At 59.9% G+C, this 16159-nt stretch carries 13 protein-coding genes; 7 read left to right on the top strand and 6 right to left on the bottom strand.

The annotated features are described in order from the left end of the window. Positions 1 to 70 precede the first annotated feature (70 nt). Positions 71 to 1531: a PLP-dependent aminotransferase family protein gene (locus K3725_RS03355; protein WP_260017450.1), complete on the bottom strand. Its 1461-nt coding sequence runs from the start codon at positions 1529 to 1531 to the stop codon at positions 71 to 73. 105 nt (positions 1532 to 1636) lie between these two features. Between K3725_RS03355 and K3725_RS03360 the strand changes: the two genes are divergently transcribed. The 3 genes from K3725_RS03360 (at position 1637) to K3725_RS03370 (ending at position 3796) form a co-directional block, all read left to right on the top strand. Beyond that, entirely contained in the window at positions 1637 to 2380 is a 744-nt protein-coding gene (locus K3725_RS03360; protein WP_260017451.1) for a hypothetical protein, read from the top strand. A gap of 80 nt (positions 2381 to 2460) precedes the next feature. Next, positions 2461 to 2772 (top strand): helix-turn-helix transcriptional regulator, encoded by a 312-nt coding sequence (locus K3725_RS03365; protein WP_260018559.1) that lies wholly within the window; start codon positions 2461 to 2463, stop codon positions 2770 to 2772. Next, on the top strand, positions 2765 to 3796 hold the full coding sequence (locus K3725_RS03370) for a permease (RefSeq protein ID WP_260017452.1): 1032 nt from the start codon (positions 2765 to 2767) through the stop codon (positions 3794 to 3796). Before K3725_RS03365 ends, K3725_RS03370 begins: the two co-directional genes overlap by 8 nt. 221 nt (positions 3797 to 4017) lie before the next feature. On the opposite strand, the gene K3725_RS03375 is transcribed toward K3725_RS03370, so the two are convergent. Then, positions 4018 to 5415: an aspartate aminotransferase family protein gene (locus K3725_RS03375; RefSeq protein ID WP_260017453.1), complete on the bottom strand. Its 1398-nt coding sequence runs from the start codon at positions 5413 to 5415 to the stop codon at positions 4018 to 4020. A gap of 291 nt (positions 5416 to 5706) precedes the next feature. On the opposite strand from K3725_RS03375, the gene K3725_RS03380 reads away from it, so the two are divergent. Together K3725_RS03380 and K3725_RS03385 are read left to right on the top strand one after the other, a co-directional pair. After that, complete coding sequence (locus K3725_RS03380; protein ID WP_260017454.1) at positions 5707 to 6483, top strand: 3-keto-5-aminohexanoate cleavage protein; 777 nt, start codon at positions 5707 to 5709, stop codon at positions 6481 to 6483. A 2-nt stretch (positions 6484 to 6485) separates the two neighbouring features. Continuing rightward, entirely contained in the window at positions 6486 to 7814 is a 1329-nt protein-coding gene (locus K3725_RS03385; RefSeq protein WP_260017455.1) for an aspartate aminotransferase family protein, read from the top strand. Positions 7815 to 7859: 45 nt separating this feature from the next. Here K3725_RS03385 and K3725_RS03390 read toward each other — a convergent pair whose 3' ends face one another. From K3725_RS03390 to zwf, 4 genes are all read right to left on the bottom strand, one after another. Next, entirely contained in the window at positions 7860 to 8531 is a 672-nt protein-coding gene (locus K3725_RS03390; protein ID WP_260017456.1) for a DsbA family oxidoreductase, read from the bottom strand. 113 nt (positions 8532 to 8644) lie between these two features. After that, positions 8645 to 9295: a bifunctional 4-hydroxy-2-oxoglutarate aldolase/2-dehydro-3-deoxy-phosphogluconate aldolase gene (eda, locus tag K3725_RS03395; protein ID WP_260018560.1), complete on the bottom strand. Its 651-nt coding sequence runs from the start codon at positions 9293 to 9295 to the stop codon at positions 8645 to 8647. A gap of 3 nt (positions 9296 to 9298) precedes the next feature. After that, positions 9299 to 11107: a phosphogluconate dehydratase gene (edd, locus tag K3725_RS03400; protein WP_260017457.1), complete on the bottom strand. Its 1809-nt coding sequence runs from the start codon at positions 11105 to 11107 to the stop codon at positions 9299 to 9301. Positions 11108 to 11155: 48 nt separating this feature from the next. Beyond that, positions 11156 to 12616, bottom strand: a complete 1461-nt coding sequence (gene zwf / locus K3725_RS03405) for a glucose-6-phosphate dehydrogenase (RefSeq protein WP_260017458.1) — start codon at positions 12614 to 12616, stop codon at positions 11156 to 11158. Between the two features lie 290 nt (positions 12617 to 12906). Between zwf and K3725_RS03410 the strand changes: the two genes are divergently transcribed. Further along, complete coding sequence (locus K3725_RS03410; RefSeq protein WP_260017459.1) at positions 12907 to 14019, top strand: CaiB/BaiF CoA-transferase family protein; 1113 nt, start codon at positions 12907 to 12909, stop codon at positions 14017 to 14019. 131 nt (positions 14020 to 14150) lie between these two features. Next, positions 14151 to 16136, top strand: a complete 1986-nt coding sequence (locus tag K3725_RS03415) for a CocE/NonD family hydrolase (protein WP_260017460.1) — start codon at positions 14151 to 14153, stop codon at positions 16134 to 16136. Positions 16137 to 16159 lie beyond the last annotated feature (23 nt).

A 16159-nucleotide genomic window follows, 5' to 3' on the forward strand; every position in this document is an offset into this window, starting at 1 on the left:
TGGGAGTGTATCACCAGGTGATACATCTGGTGCCATTTTTTTGATTTGGGCATTGGTGCGGTAGTATTGGTCAGCGCTGTTTGAGCGCATGAGCCAGCAAGGCCAGCCCAGGCTCGATTCTGGTAGCAGGAATCGAGGAATAGCCGAGCCTGTAGTAATTCTGCTTGCGGCGCTCTGCCGCAAAGAAGGGAGCGCCGGGTTCAATAATCACGCTTTTCTCCCTCAGCCGCTGCGCCACTACAGTTGCGTCTACGTCCGCTGGTGCCTGCATCCACAGGGCGGAGCCGCCAAAGCTGCCAACGCCTGCGATGGTCAGGCCATGTTTTCGGATCGCATCTTCAATGACCGCGCGCCGATCATGCAGTACCTTGGCGATGCGGCGGATCTGAGCGTCGTAGTGGCCAAGGGAGAGGAAGTAGGCCACGGTGCGTTGCACGTGGCCGGGCGGGTGCCGCAGCACGCTGGCGCGCAATGCACGGGCTTGGCGGATGAAAGGTTCTGACCCAACCAGGTAACCAAGCCTGAGGCCCGGGAAAAGCGACTTGGAGAAACTGCCCGCGTAAATGACCCGGCCTTCGGTGTCGAGAGACTTGAGCGACGGTGAAGGTGCGCCAAGGAAGGACATCTCGAACTCGTAGTCGTCTTCGACAATCACTGCATCGATTTCGCTGGCGCGCCGGAGCAGCTCCTTGCGGCGTTCCATTGGCATGGTGAACGTGGTGGGACTCTGGTGGCTGGGAGTGCAGAAGATAACATTGGTGTCGTCGGGAATGGTGTCAGGCGGCAGACCGCGCTCGTCCACCGGAATGCAGTCCACTTGGCACCGGGTCTGAACCACCTGGTCGCGCAATGTATAGTAAGCTGGATCCTCCACAGCTGCGCGGCGTCCGCGGTTCAGCAGTAACTGGCAAGTGATCCACAGCGCGTTCTGGGCGCCCAGGGTAATCAGGATTTCCTCCGGCCGTGCGGTGATCCCGCGCCGCGGCAGCGTATGGCGGGCGATATACTCGATCAGCAGCGGATCGTCCTGGTCGAAGTAATCATTGGCCAGTGCGGAGAAGTCCTTTTGCCCCAGAGCGCGCAGCGCGCAAAGCCGCCAGTTAGCGTGATCGAACAGCGAAGCATCGGCCTGACCGTATATGAACGGATACCGGTAGTCGCGCCAATCCTGCGGTTTGCGGGGGGTGTCGCCGCCAGTGAAGCTGCGCGCCATCACCTTGCCCCAGTCAACAGTGTCGCCGGATTTCTGTTGTGGAGTGTAGGAGGGAGGCACCGGCGCGTTGTCGGAGACAAAATACCCCGAACGTCCACGCGAGGTGAGATAGTCATTCGCCAGAAGTTCGGTGTAGGCCAGAGTTACGGTGATCCGGCTGATGCCAAGATGCGCGGCCAGCTTGCGCGAGGACGGCAGTTTCTCACCTACCCGGAAGCGGCCGGACAAGATGCCCTCGGCAATCATTTCCTGGATCTGCGCCTGCAGTGTGCCCTGAGCATCCGGATTCAGGAAGAAGGTGTCAACGGAGATGGCCATATGGGCACCTTAGGGTGGACTTAAGTGGGGTGCAATCTGGACTTAGGGCCAGTTTGGGGAAAACTGCGCCTTGAATTGGCTGGGTTGGCAGTGCCAGATCACTTCATGCCGAAACCCATCGTTCACATCGCTTTTGCAGTCTTTTTGACTCTTCTTACACAACTCGGCGGCATCGCCTGGTTGGTTGCGCTCCTGTTCCGGCGCAGGCTTGCGGCGTTCTTAATTCTATACTCAGGTCTCAGCTTGTCGGCCATCTGGGCCGCCCCGCACTTCGGGCGGGTTGCTCTCGGCTGCTGGCAGGAGGGCCCTTTGCAAATGCAATCCTGGCTATACTGTGCGTCGAATCGGAATTTCGTGACACCGGAGCTGGCCAAGGCGCTGCAGGAAACAGCGGCGTCGGTTGCTACAGCCTATCCCGGTACTGTCACGCAGGTTCTTGATGCCAATTTTCCGTTCCTTGATGGTTTTCCGCTGCTTCCGCACCTGTCTCACCGCGACGGGCGCAAGGCAGATCTCGCATTCTACTATTCGGGCGCATCGGGTTACGTTCCCACGGCGACCCGGTCTCCGATCGGCTACTTTGCCTTTGAACACGGGGTGTCGGATTGCCCGGCCGCTTGGTTATCGCTGCGCTGGGACCTTCAGGCGCTACAGCCATTGTGGCAGGATTTGAGGGTAGATGCTGACCGAACCCGCCATCTGCTGCGGGCCCTGGCGGCGGATGGCAGGATCGGGAAGGTATTTCTTGAGCCACACTTGCAAGAACGGTTTGCGGTGAGTTCCGGCAAGCTGCGCTTCCAGGGGTGCCGTGCTGCGCGGCACGATGATCATATTCATGTGCAACTCTAATGATGCGGGACCCTCTTACATCTTGAAACTCTAAAAATAACCATATAACTAGTTTCATCGAACTAATGAGGGCTGAAGTCATGGAATGGGAAGAAGCAGCACAGGGATTTGCAGCTATGGGATCCGAAGCAAGGCTGCAGGTTTTGCGTTGCCTGATCCGGGCCGGAGAAAACGGGTTGACTGTCGGAGAAGTTCAGAATCGCACGGGTATTGCGCCCTCAACACTGGCTCATCACCTCAAATTCCTGGCAGCGGCAGGCGTGGTGAAGCAGGCGCGCGAAGGGCGCAGCACCATCTGCCGGGCCGACTACGGGCGACTGGAGGCGCTGGCCGGCTTCATCCTGCAGGAGTGTTGCGCGGATGCAGGTTTGAGGGCTGCAAACGATGGCTGAACTGACACAGAACCCCCGCCCTATGAAGGCGCTGGGCAACTGGCTGAATACGCCCTGGACGCTCAGCGTCGCAATGCTGGCTGCCGCCGCAATCCTTGATCCAGGAAACTTCCGATCAGTTCTGGAATTCACACTTGCCGCACTGGGCAGCACTGCGCGTTACATTCTGTTTGCAGTGCTGCTGCTGGCCTATCTCAAAGCAACGGGGGCCGAGGCTATGGTCGCTCGCGCATTTGAAGGCCGTGAAACCCGGATGATCTTTCTGGCCGCACTGTTTGGCGGCTTGGCCCCATTCTGCTCTTGTGAGGTGATCCCGTTCATAGCAGGGCTTCTGGCGCTTGGCGCGCCGTTGTCGGCAGTGATGGCGTTCTGGCTGTCCTCACCGCTGATCGATCCGCCGACGTTGTTAATCACTGCCGGCGCTTTGGGCTGGCCTTTTGCCATCGGCAAGGCAGTTGCTGCAGTGGCGTTGGGGTTGTTCGGCGGTTTTGCCATCAAGTTGTTGCATGGGCAGGGTGTATTTGCCAATCCACTACGCCAGCAGAAGGCCAGGAACTGCTGCGGTTGTAGCGCGCCGAAGCCTGACGCCGAGCCGAACTGGAGCTTCTGGACCGAGGCAGAGCGCCGGGCGAGGTTCCGCGGGGAGTTCATCTCAAACGGCGTGTTTTTGCTGAAATGGCTGGCGTTGGCTTATGTGCTGGAATCTCTTTTAGTCCACTACGTGCCAGCCGCTGTGATTGCCGGTCTGGTCGGCGGAGATGGTGTGCTGCCGATTGCTGTTGCAGCGCTGGTTGGGATGCCTGCCTATCTAAATTCCTATGTTGCGCCGCCGCTACTGGCTGGGCTGATGGAGCAAGGTATGAGCGCAGGCGCCGCTATGGCCTTTTTGGTTGCGGGCGCGGTCAGCTCTGTTCCCGCCATGGCAGCGGTCTGGTCGCTGGTAAAGCCAAAGGTATTTGCAGCCTATCTGGGGCTGGGAGTCAGTGGCGCGATTCTAGCGGGGATGCTTTTCCAGCTAATCTGAAACACCCTAGACCGGTGCTGCTCTGACACTCCGCGCAGTTTCCTGTCCCAAAGAAGTCTTGGATTTTGAGCTTCTCTTTGGACCGGCTCCGGTATTGATTGAGCAGGATTTACACGGTCCAGCTGCCAGCGGCGAGCCATTGGCAGCATTGCCTCGCTTTTTGTAAAAGAAAACGCCCCGGATTTCCGGGGCGCAGTTTTTCGTCCAACAGGGAGAGGTTGTCAGCCGAATACTTTGGTCAGCGCTTTGTCGACCGCATCGCAGATTGCGTCGATGTCATCTGCTGTGGCAATCAGGGCCGGGCTGAAACACAGGGTGTTGTTGCGGCCCGGCAGCGAGCGGTTGGTGACACCAATAATCACGCCCTGCGCACCGCATTCTGCGACAACTTGCTGGGCCAGTTTCTCGTCCACTGGTTCCTTGGATTCGCGATCCTGAACCAGTTCGGCACCCAGGAAGAGGCCCTTGCCGCGCACGTCACCGATCACGGCGTGCTTTTCCTGCAGAGCGCGCAGGTTGTTCAGCATCCGTTCGCCCATAGCTGCACAGTTGTCCAGCAGGTTCTCGTCCTCGATAATCTGCATGTTGACAAGCGCCGCCGCCGGGCCTGCGGTGCAGCCGCCGAAGGTCGAGATGTCGCGGAAGTAGCCCATCGGATCCGATGCGTCTTCCTTGAACATCTCAAAGACTTCCTCGGTGGTGACCATGCAGGCAATCGCTGCATAGCCGGAGGCGACGCCTTTGGCCATGGTGACGAAATCGGGTTTGATACCGTACTGCTGGTAGCCGAACCATTTACCGGTACGGCCGACGCCGCAGACAACTTCGTCGATGTGAAGCAGCACGTCGTACTTCTTGCAGATCTCCTGCACACGCTCCCAGTAGCCTTCCGGCGCCTCGATCACGCCGCCGCCTGCGGTCACCGGCTCCAGGCACAGGGCGCCAACGGTTTCCGGCCCTTCGCGCAGGATGACTTCTTCGATGGCGTCAGCTGCTGCAATGCCGAACTCGCGGCCCGAGAGATGCTCGAGGCCCAGTTCATGCTTGCGGTATTCCATGCAGTGAGGCACGCGAACAAAGTCAGGTGCGAACGGTCCGTATTGCGCATTGCGCTCGTCCTGACCGCCTGCCGACATGGTCGCCAAGGTGGAGCCGTGGTAGTCGCGGTCGCGGTACAGGATTTTGGTTTTCTTGCCGCCATATTTCTTGTGGGCAATCTGGCGGACCATCTTGAAGGCCTTCTCGTTGGCCTCAGATCCGGAGTTGGTGTAGTACACGCGGGTCATGCCCGGCATCTTGGAGATCAGTTTCTCTGCAAACAGCGCGCCGGGGATGGAGCCTGCGGAGTTTGCGAAATAGCAGACCTTCATCAACTGGTCATACACCGCCTTGCAGATGTTTTCGCGGCCGTAGCCGACGTTGACGGTCCAGACCCCGCCGGACACAGCATCCAGGAACTCCTTGCCGTTCTGATCCCAGACGCGCATGCCCTTGCCCTCGACAATGATGCGCGGGTCGGAGCTTTCCAGCGCCTTGTGCTGGAACAGGTGGTGCCACATATGGGCCTTGTCGGCCTCGACCACACGGGAGAGATCGTTTTCGTTGAACGTGCCGTCCATGACATGTCCTTTCGGCGTTAGAAGTGAATCAGGCTGCCAGGAACCCTACAGGGCTTCCGAGGCGTATTATGTACCAGAAACGTCAGTTTCGGGGAATTCGTTAGGGCCAGAGCATATGCTTGCTTAGGTCCAGAGGCGAGCCCCGGCTTCTTTGGCAGAGCACCGCTGAGCTGCCTTGAAGGAACAGGTGTTCTGAAGTTGCAGGCTTGAGAGCGCATGTCCCGTGCGGGCAAGCTGCCCAAATGCTCCGGCCATAAGTCGTGGCTGTGCAAACCGCGCAGGAGGTAAGAGGTGACAAATTACAGTTTGATGGTGGCACCCAACGGGGCCCGGCGGGATCGCCGGGTTCACCCGCAGTTGCCGGTGACGCCGCAGCAAACGGCGGAAACTGCGGCTGCCTGCTTTGCTGCGGGCGCCCAGGCTTTGCACCTTCATGTGCGCGACCGCGAAGGGCTGCATTCGCTGGATCCGGGCCGCTACCGTGAAGCCCTTGATGCGGTGCAGGAAAGCGCACCGGCGATGGCGGTGCAAATCACCACGGAAAGCGCAGGCCTTTACGATGTGGCCGCCCAGACTGCCTGTCTGGAGGCGTTGCGTCCGGCGGCAGCCTCTGTCTCGGTGCGGGAAATGGCGCGGGACACGGCGCTGGCCGCGCGTGCTTATGCTATGTGTGCGGAAGCAGGCACGCAGGTGCAGCATATTCTGTACGGTTCAGACTGCATCGCCCAGCTCCGTGCCTGGTATCAGGATGGAACAGTGCCAGGTGGCATGCGGGGTGCGATCTTTGTCCTCGGCAAATACAGCCCGCCGGTTTTGGGGCAGCCTGGGCAGCTCACTGCCTTCCGTGACGTAACGGCAGATTTACGCCTTAGCTGGACTGTCTGTGCCTTCGGCCGCCATGAGCAGGCCTGTCTGCTGGCGGCGGTTGCTGCCGGTGGGGATGCGCGAATCGGATTTGAGAATAACATCGAAACATCAGAGGGCGGGCTTCTGGCAGATAATGCAGCTTCGGTTGCCGCTTTCGTTCAGGCCGCAAAGGCCCAGGGCCATACACTCAAGGAGCGCTGATCATGAGTCATGTTTTTCCTCGTCACACCAAGGCCAGCCTGCCTACTGCAGTTGCAGGCGACGGTTGTTATCTGATTGATGCGGATGGCAAGCGATATTTCGATGGCTCTGGCGGCGCTGCAGTCTCTTGCCTGGGTCATTCCGACGCTGGTGTAATCAGGGCGGTGCAGGACCAGGTGGCCAAGCTGGCCTTTGCGCATACCGGTTTCATGACTTCCGATCCCGCAGAAGAACTGGCAGATCTCCTGGTGGCCAACGCGCCGGGCGACATCGACCGGGTCTATTTCGTGTCTGGCGGGTCTGAGGCCACCGAAGCAGCGATCAAACTCGCCCGCCAGTACTATCTGGAGCGAGGGGAGCCACAGCGGCGGCGCATCATCGCCCGCAAACAGAGCTATCATGGCAACACCCTCGGTGCGCTGGCGGCGGGCGGCAATGAATGGCGACGGACCCAGTTTGCGCCGCTGCTGATCGACATTTCCCATATCTCGCCCTGCTATGAATATATAGGCCGGGCGGAGGGAGAGAGCAGCCATGACTATGGCCAGCGGGTGGCGAATGAGCTGGAGGAGGAAATCCTCCGCCTTGGCCCGGACACCGTGATGGCTTTCATGGCCGAACCGGTGGTCGGCGCGACTTCCGGTGCGGTGCCGGCGGTGGACGGGTATTTCAAACGCATCCGCGAGATCTGCGACAAGTACGGGGTACTTCTAATTCTGGATGAGGTGATGTGCGGCATGGGCCGGACCGGGCATCTCTTTGCTTGCGAAGCTGACGGCGTAGCGCCGGACATTCTGTGCATAGCCAAGGGCCTTGGGGCTGGCTACCAGCCCATTGGGGCCATGCTCTGTACCAGGCAGATTTATGAAGCGATCGAGGGGGGGTCCGGCTTCTTTCAGCATGGCCACACTTATATCGGCCATCCGGTGGCAACTGCGGCAGGGCTGGCTGTGGTCAAGGCGATGCTGGAGCGCGGATTGGTGCAGCGTTGTGCCGAGATGGGAGATAAGCTGCAGGCCGCGTTGGAGGACCGTTTCGGCCAGCACTCCAACATTGGCGACATCCGCGGCCGGGGCCTGTTTCGCGGGGTGGAACTGGTCGTTGACCGTGACACCAAAACTCCATTTGATCCAGCGCTGGGCCTGGCGGGGAAAATCAAAAAGGCAGCATTTCAGGCCGGGCTGATCTGTTATCCGATGTCCGGCACTCGCGACGGCCGGAACGGTGACCATATCCTGCTGGCGCCGCCGTTCATTATTTCTGAGGAGCAGATCATTGAAATGGTAGACAAGCTGGAAACAGCGATCACGCAGTGTTTGCCAGATGGATGAATTCCAGGCTTGCGGACCCGCCCGGACACTGGCCGCGCGCCGTTGTCAGTTGAGAGTGGTTCCGGCAAATCCCAGCTGCTCAAGGATGCTGGTATAGTTTTCGACGCCCTGCGCTCCGGTGACCAGATGGCGCCCGTCGAAAACCATCGCAGGAACTCCGCGAATACCTTGGCTTGTCCAAAACGTTTCGCGCTGACGAACGCTGTCAGCATGCAATCCGCTTTGGAGCGCGGTTCGGGCCTCAGAACCAGCCAGGCCGATACTTTCGGCGGCCTCTGCCAGAACATCCGGGTCCGAGATATCCTTGCCATCTGTAAAGTAAGAGCGAAGCAGAGCTTGCTTCATCTCGTGTCCTTTGCCGTGCTCGTCTGCCCATGCGATTGCCTGGTGAGCCTGAAAGGTATTGTAGATCCGCATGCCGTCAAAAAAGCGGAAGGTGAAGCCCACGGCTGCGCCAAGGTCCGTCAGTTGAGCCCGCACCTGCGCCGATTGCTCGTCCGTGCTGCCGTATTTCGCTGCAAGGTGTTCCCTCAGGTTCTCTCCTTCGGGGGCTATGCCGGGGTTCAGCTCAAAAGGTTGCCAGTGGATGTCTAAGGTTACTCCCGCGCGGCGGGCGGCAAAAGCAAGCTGGCTATAGCCTACGGCGCACCATGGGCAGACGACGTCTGAGATAATGTCTACCCGAAGCGCGGTACGGGGAGTCTGGACCTCTGCCATGGGCGGTTCCTTTAGTTTCCGTTGGTTTCGGGAAACATGGGGGCAGCGGATCTGCAAAACAACCGCAGGCGCGGTGCTGCCCGGCATTCATCCTTGATGCTGGTGTTCTGCAATCAGCCCTTGCCCAATGTGCTCGCCTCGCGGGCCAGATCCTCAATTGCGCTCCAGTTGCCTGCCTGAACCATATCTTTGGGTGCGACCCAGCTGCCGCCGGCACAGACCACGTTACCCAAGCTCAGGTAGCTTTCTGCATTGGCGGGTGTGATGCCGCCAGTGGGACAGAAGGAGATTTGCGGTAGCGGTGCGCCAATGGCCTTGAGCGCCGGTGCGCCGCCGGAGGCTTCCGCCGGGAAGAATTTCAGCATGCCGTAGCCGCGGGCCAGCAGCCGCATTGCTTCAGTGGCAGTCGCCGCGCCTGGCAAGAGCGGCAGGCCGATGGACTCACAGGCGTCCAGCAGGTAATCCGTAGCGCCGGGCGAGACACCGAACTGGGCACCGGCCTCTTTTGCGGCCTCGGCGTCCTTGGGGGTGATCAGCGTCCCGGCCCCGACAACGCCTCCTTTCACCTGCGCCATCTCGCGGATCACATCCAGTGCCGCACCGGTGCGCAGGGTGACTTCCAGGGCGGGCAGTCCGCCTGCCACGAGTGCTTCGGCAAGCGGGCGGGCATGGGCCGCGTCCTCCACCACCAGCACCGGCATCACCGGCGCCAGGGCGCAAATCTCGCAGGTGCGCAGGCTGGCGTCCTGAGGGGTAATCCGCATCATTCAAACTCCGAATACGCTGGCGCCTTCGTCGGCTGAGGCAACCGAGCGGCGGAACAGGGAAAACAGCTCGCGGCCAGTGCCATGCTGATTGGCGCTGAGGTCGGCAGTGGCGGCTTCGCGTTCGAGTGCGCCTTCCGTCAGTATTTCCAATGTGCCCTTCACCGCATCGAGCCGCAGCAAGTCGCCGTCCCGGATGCGGGCAATCGGGCCGCCGTCAAGGGCCTCGGGCACCACATGAATCGCCGCCGGGATTTTGCCTGAAGCTCCGGACATCCGCCCGTCTGTGACCAGTGCCACCTTCAGGCCGCGGCCCTGAAGGATTCCGAGGAACGGAGTAAGGCTGTGCAGTTCCGGCATGCCGTTTGCCTTGGGGCCCTGGAAGCGCACCACCACGATCACGTCGCCGGTCAGTTCGCCTGCCTTGAAGGCGGCCTTGGCTTCTTCCTGGTCGTGAAAGACTCTGGCTGGGGCTTCGACCACTTGGTGCTCTTTTGCGACCGCCGAGACCTTGATCACCGCGGTGCCGAGATTGCCGGTCAGCCGCTTCAGCCCGCCGGTCTTCTGGAACGGTGCATCTGCAGGGCGCAGCACCGCGTCATTCAGGCTTTGCCCCGGGCCGGGGCGGAAGGTGAGCCCGTCCTCCGACAGGAACGGCTCCTGCGTATAGGTCTCCAGCCCTTCGCCCGCGACTGTCCGGGTGTCCGGGTGCAAAAGCCCTGCCTTCAGCAGTTCGCCAATCATGTAGCCCAGCCCGCCTGCAGCGTGGAAATGGTTCACGTCGGCCAAGCCATTGGGATAAACTTTCGTCAGCAGCGGCACAGATTCCGAGAGTTCTGCAAAATCCTGCCAGTCGAGGAGAATGCCGCCTGCGCGCGCCATGGCAATGAGGTGGATCAGCAGATTGGTGGAGCCGCCGGTGGCCATCAGCCCGACGATGCCGTTGGCATAGGCCTTTTCGTCCAGCACGTCGCAGACAGGGGTGTAGTTGTTGCCAAGGGCGCTGAGCGACAGCGCTCTCTTGGCACCCTCAACCGTCAGCGCCTCGCGTAAGGGAGTGCCGGGATTGACGAAAGAGGATCCGGGCAGATGCAGCCCCATGAACTCCATCAGCATCTGGTTGGTGTTGGCAGTGCCGTAGAAGGTGCAGGTGCCGGGGCCATGGTAGGCAGCCATTTCTGCCTTCAGCAGCTCCTCGCGGGTGACTTCCCCGGCGGCAAATTTCTGGCGGATCTGTGCCTTTTCGTCATTGGCTAGGCCGCTGGTCATCGGTCCTGCGGGCAGGAACACTGCTGGAATATGGCCAAAGGCCTGGGCGCCGATCACCAGTCCGGGCACGATCTTGTCGCAGACGCCCAGAAACACGGCGGCATCGAACACGTTGTGGCTAAGTGCGACACCTGCCGCCATGGCGATGGTGTCGCGGGAAAACAGGCTCAGCTCCATGCCGGCCGCTCCTTGGGTGACGCCGTCGCACATCGCAGGCACCCCGCCTGCCACTTGCGCAGTGCCGCCTGCCTTGCGCACCGCATCGCGTATCAATGCGGGGTAGGTCTCAAACGGCTGATGCGCCGACAGCATATCGTTATAGGCAGTGACAATCCCCAAGTGCCCGTTGCCGCCGGCCGCCAGCGTTTGCTGGTCCGTACCAGAGGCTGCATAGGCATGGGCCTGACCGGAGCAACTGAGATGCGCCCGGGCCGGTCCTTTGCCCTTTGCAGCGCGCATCCGCTCCAAGTAGGCGGTGCGGGTCGTTTCGCTGCGCAAGACGATGCGCTCCGTGACGGCTGCCAATGTGGAATTCAGGGTCATGTCGTGCCTTTGCTGTCATTTGCGAGGGCGGAGATCAGGGGTGCCATCTTATGCTCCGATACTGCGCCAGCGGCGGCCATCTCGGTGGATCAGCAGCAGAGAATCATCGGGGCCGGAACTGCCGCTGTCATAAGGCTGCGGCGTGTCTCCAGTATCCTGCCAGCCGGCGATGATCGGATCGGCCCAGGCCCAGGCTGCCTCAACTTCGTCTCCGCGCATGAACAGCGTCTGATTGCCGCGGATCACATCCATGATCAGCCGCTCATAGGCGTCCTGCGGGCGCCCTGATTCCGCCAGCTCATCGGCAAAGGTCATATCCAGGTTAGCACCAGTCAGCCGCATGCCGCCAGGTCCCGGATCCTTGATTGTGGTTTTCAGAGTGATGCCTTCATCCGGCTGCAGGCGGATTACCAGCACATTGCCATGCACAGGACCGGATCCTTCGAAGATGTTGTGCGGCGGGTCGCGGAAATAGACTGCAATTTCGCTGACCCGCTCACGCAGGCGTTTGCCGGTGCGCAGGTAAAAGGGTGTGCCTGCCCAACGCCAGTTTGCCACTTCAACCTTGAGAGCAATGTAGCTTTCAGTACGGCTGGCGGCATTGCATGCATGATCGCGGTAGCCATCGCCGTTCTGCGCGATGTTTCTGCTGCGGTACTGACCGCGGGCAATGCTGGACTGAGGAACCGGGCGCAGCGCCTCGATCACCTTGACCTTCTCGTCCCGTACCGAATTGGGGGTAAACTGCGCGGGCGGCTCCATTGCCGTCAGGCAGAGAAGCTGCATCAAGTGGTTCTGCACCATGTCCCGCATGGCACCGGATTTGTCATAGTATTCGCCGCGTCCTTCAACGCCGATGCTTTCGGCCACTGTGATTTGCACATGGTCGATGTGGGACGAGTTCCACAGCGGTTCGAACAACGAGTTTGCGAAGCGCAGCGCCATCAGGTTCTGCACTGTCTCCTTGCCCAGGTAATGGTCGATCCTGTAGATCTGCTGCTCTTCAAAATGCTTTCGGAGAGCGGCGTTCAGAGCCTGAGCTGAGGCGAGGTCGTGGCCAAAGGGCTTTTCAAGAACAATGCGGCTTTCGGGAGTGGCGATGCCCGTCTCGCTGAGCCGGCGGGCGATGTCGGTGAACAGCGACGGGCCAACCGACAAGTAGAAGGCGCGGACTGCGTCGTCACGCAGCTTTCCGCGGATCTCATCCCACCCGGCATCGCCGCGGACATCTACGGCAGCATAGTCCAGCAGCGCAGTGAATGAAGCGATCTCCTTGGGGGTGGTCTCTACTTGCTGGCCGAATTCGCGGATCGCGTCTGCAGTCTGATTTCGGAACTCTTCTGCGGTCAGCTCGCTGCGCGAGGTGCCGATGATCCGGCAATCTGTGTTGAATTGGCCGATCTGAAAACGGTGGAACAGGGCTGGCAGGATTTTTCGGCGGGCCAAGTCACCGGTCGCACCAAACAGCACGAGGTCAAAAGGTTCAACTGGAATGACGCGGGAAACCATTGATATTACGTCGCTGTTCCTAGGGGCCGCAAAGCCAGGCCATTGTGCCGCCAAGGGCGCGGCAATTCAATTCCCTCTGCTGGCATAGGGGCGGTTAATGTTTCGTTATCGCTAACATGTTGCATGCCAAAGAGCCACAGGAAATTTATTAGCTGCAGCCTAATTGCATGGATTTTTGCGGAATTGGGGGATTTGCGTTTTGAAAGTGAAATTTGATCAAATGTTGCCCGGGGACGCGGCAGCGGCTAAGCATGTCGGGAAGAAACAGTTTCCGACAGGAAGGAATGCCGATGAGCCCGCTTGCAGGCCTTAAAGTGGTCGAACTTGCCCGCATACTGGCCGGGCCGTGGATTGGTCAGTCTTTGGCGGATCTGGGTGCCGAGGTTGTAAAGGTGGAAAGCCCCGCTGGCGATGATACCCGCAAGTGGGGCCCGCCTTTCATCGAGCGGGATGGCGACAAGTCAGCTGCTTATTATTATGCCGCCAACCGTGGGAAAGATTGCGTGACAGCCGATTTCAGGACAGCAGAAGGCAGGCAGGCAGTCGTCAGGCTGATCCAGGATGCCGATATCCTGATTGAAAACTTCAAGGTGGGCGGGCTGAAAAAATACGGGCTCGATTACGAGACACTTTCCAAGATCAATCCGCGGCTGATTTATTGTTCGGTGACTGGTTTTGGGCAGGACGGGCCTTATGCGCCGCGCGCTGGCTACGACTTCCTTCTTCAGGGTATGTCCGGGCTGATGTCGATCACTGGCGCGCAGGGTGGGCAGCCGCAGAAAGTAGGAGTAGCGATCACCGATATCGTAACAGGGCTTTATGGGACTATTGGCATTCTGGCGGCGGTAGAGCAGCGCCATAGAACCGGGCGCGGCCAGCATCTGGATATGTCCTTATTGGATTGCGCGACGGCCCTTCTGGCAAACCAGGCGATGAATTATTTGGCGACCGGCGAAAGCCCAACGCGGCTGGGCAACGACCACCCCAATATAGCGCCTTACCAAGTAATGGCAGTTGATGACGGCCACGTGATCCTTGCGGTTGGGAATGATGGCCAGTTTCAGAGGTTGTGCGATGTCCTTGGGTTGTCGGAAACGAAATCCGATGAACGGTTTCAAACCAATCAGATGAGGGTGGCAAACCGCAAAGTGCTGACTGCTATTCTTGAAGCAGCGCTGGCAGATTGGCCGCAAACGGAACTTCTGGCAGCGCTGGAGGCAGCAACTGTGCCGGCTGGGCCGATCAATACCATTGGGCAGGCCTTCGAGGATCCGCAAATCAGGCACAGGGGTATGCAAATTGAGCCGGAGGGCGTGCCGGGTGTGCGTGGTCCTTGGAAGTTTTCTGAGGCAGAGCTTTCATTGGACAAATCGGCACCCAAGCTGCCGAAGCAGTTGACCTGACTTGCGCGGCCAATAACTGAAGGCGCGTAAACTCGCTTACATCCGCGAATAAATGCTCACTTTGCAGCGGGTGCGGATTTGGCGAAGGTGCGGGCAAAAGCCGAATGCAAAGACAGTCAAAGGAAAAGCCTATGCCCGGTGCATACAGCATCAAAGAGAACACTTGGATTTCCCTGCCCGACGGGCGCAGGCTGGCGGCGCGCATGTGGATGCCTGAAGGCGAGGGACCCTTTCCTGCAATCCTGGAATACCTTCCGTACCGCAAACGTGACGGAACTGCACCAAGGGATGAGACCACGCATACGGTCTTTGCTGCCGAAGGGTACGCTTGCCTACGGGTGGATATTGCGGGCACGGGTGACAGTGAGGGGGTGTTCGATGACGAATACTCTAACCAAGAGCTGAGCGACGGCGAAGTTGTGCTGGAATGGATGGTCGCGCAAGATTGGTGTGACGGCAACATTGGCATGATCGGCATCAGCTGGGGCGGCTTCAACGGGCTGCAGTTGGCATTTCGCCGCCCGGCTGCACTGAAGGCGGTGGTTTCTGTAGCCTCGACTGTGGATCGTTATGCCGACGACATTCACTATATGGGCGGCTGCCTGCTAAGCGACAATGCGAATTGGGGCAGCCAAATGTTTGCCTATCAGTCGCGCCCTTCAGACCCGGAGCTTCGTGAGGATTGGAGGGAAGATTGGATCAGGCGGATCGAAGGAATGCCTTTCATGGCTGCGGAATGGCTGCGACAGCAGACACGGGGCGATTTCTGGAGGCACGGTTCTGTATGTGAAGACTGGTCAGCCATTCAGGTGCCAGTGCTGGCGATCACCGGCTGGGCAGATGCCTATGTTAACGCGCCTCCGGCGCTGGCTGCGAACTTGACGGTGCCTGCCAAAGCCTTGATTGGTCCTTGGGAGCATCGCTACGCTCATATCGCCAAGCTGGATCCCGCGGATTTTCATGGTGAAGTGCTTGCCTGGTTCGGCAAATGGCTGAAGGGTGAGGAGACAGGGGCCGAAACCCTGCCGGACTACCGCGTCTACATTCAGGAGCATTTCAACCCGGCTATGCAGAACAAGCCGCGTCAGGGGCGCTGGGCAGCAGAGGCAAAGTGGCCCTCGCCCAATGTGCAGGAGACGGTGATGCATCTGGGGGACGGCGTGCTAGCAGAAAGCGCCGCCAGCGGAACATTAGCAATCAGCAGCCCGGCAACGGTGGGGCAGGCGGGCGGCTATTTCTGCCCGGGCATGCGGTTCGACAATGAACTTGCTGGTGATCAGGCCGGGGATGACGGGCTGTCAGCCTGTTTCGACACAGCGCCGTTGGCCGAGCCGCTGGAAATGCTGGGCCGACCGCGCGTGAAGATTGCCTTCACTGTGGACAAGCCGGTTGCGCAGCTTGCGGCAAGGCTGTGCGATGTGTCGCCTGAAGGCGTATCGCAGCGTATAACCTTCAGGGCGCTGAACCTCGCCTGCCGGAACGGGTTCGAGGCACCAGATAAACTGGTGCCCGGAGAGCGTTACGAGGCTGAAATCGAACTCAACGAATGCGCTCACCGCCTGCGGCTGGGCCATGTTCTGCGGCTGGCGCTTTCGACGTCTTACTGGCCGATTGTCTGGCCTGCGCCGGAAGCGGCGGAGGTGACGTTGCTTTTGGAAAGTTGTTCGCTGGTGCTGCCGGAACGCAGGGTCGCGGAGGAAATCGATCCGCAAAACCCCGGCGCGCCGCGCGGCTACCCGGTACTGCAATCCAAAAACCTGCGAGAGGCAGGGGGCACCTCCAAGACCTGGATCCGCGAGGACGGGGCACTGGTGCTGGATACTTTTGACGACTACGGCAAATCAGTGGACCCTTATCACGGCATGTGCGTGGGCAGCCATGTGTCCATGCATTATGAGGTGCATCCCGATGACCCGGCGTCGGCAGCCTTTGCCAGTGATTGGAACTTCGAGTTTGAGTGTGGCGGCTGGCAGGTCTCGATCGATACCGAGAACAAGATGACCTGCGACCGGGAGAATTTCTATCTCTGGCGCAAGGTCACGGCCTATGAAGGCGCAGACAAGGACGTCGTGATGCGCAAGGAGTGGCAGGAGACCATTCCGCGCGGGGTGCTGTAAAAGCAGCAGGACGACCATAGGAG

Origin of the sequence: Leisingera sp. S132 (assembly GCF_025144465.1) — a bacterium.
Taxonomy (GTDB): Bacteria; Pseudomonadota; Alphaproteobacteria; order Rhodobacterales; family Rhodobacteraceae; genus Leisingera.

What these genes read in the sequence shown, in the direction of transcription:
- zwf (WP_260017458.1), bottom strand. Translation starts at nt 12,616, where the DNA reads ATGGTTTCCCGCGTCATTCCAGTTGAACCTTTTGACCTCGTGCTGTTT.
- K3725_RS03360 (WP_260017451.1), top strand. Translation starts at nt 1,637, where the DNA reads ATGCCGAAACCCATCGTTCACATCGCTTTTGCAGTCTTTTTGACTCTT.
- K3725_RS03375 (WP_260017453.1), bottom strand. Translation starts at nt 5,415, where the DNA reads ATGGACGGCACGTTCAACGAAAACGATCTCTCCCGTGTGGTCGAGGCC.
- K3725_RS03365 (WP_260018559.1), top strand. Translation starts at nt 2,461, where the DNA reads ATGGAATGGGAAGAAGCAGCACAGGGATTTGCAGCTATGGGATCCGAA.
- K3725_RS03385 (WP_260017455.1), top strand. Translation starts at nt 6,486, where the DNA reads ATGAGTCATGTTTTTCCTCGTCACACCAAGGCCAGCCTGCCTACTGCA.
- K3725_RS03410 (WP_260017459.1), top strand. Translation starts at nt 12,907, where the DNA reads ATGAGCCCGCTTGCAGGCCTTAAAGTGGTCGAACTTGCCCGCATACTG.
- eda (WP_260018560.1), bottom strand. Translation starts at nt 9,295, where the DNA reads ATGCGGATTACCCCTCAGGACGCCAGCCTGCGCACCTGCGAGATTTGC.
- K3725_RS03390 (WP_260017456.1), bottom strand. Translation starts at nt 8,531, where the DNA reads ATGGCAGAGGTCCAGACTCCCCGTACCGCGCTTCGGGTAGACATTATC.
- edd (WP_260017457.1), bottom strand. Translation starts at nt 11,107, where the DNA reads ATGACCCTGAATTCCACATTGGCAGCCGTCACGGAGCGCATCGTCTTG.
- K3725_RS03370 (WP_260017452.1), top strand. Translation starts at nt 2,765, where the DNA reads ATGGCTGAACTGACACAGAACCCCCGCCCTATGAAGGCGCTGGGCAAC.
- K3725_RS03415 (WP_260017460.1), top strand. Translation starts at nt 14,151, where the DNA reads ATGCCCGGTGCATACAGCATCAAAGAGAACACTTGGATTTCCCTGCCC.
- K3725_RS03355 (WP_260017450.1), bottom strand. Translation starts at nt 1,531, where the DNA reads ATGGCCATCTCCGTTGACACCTTCTTCCTGAATCCGGATGCTCAGGGC.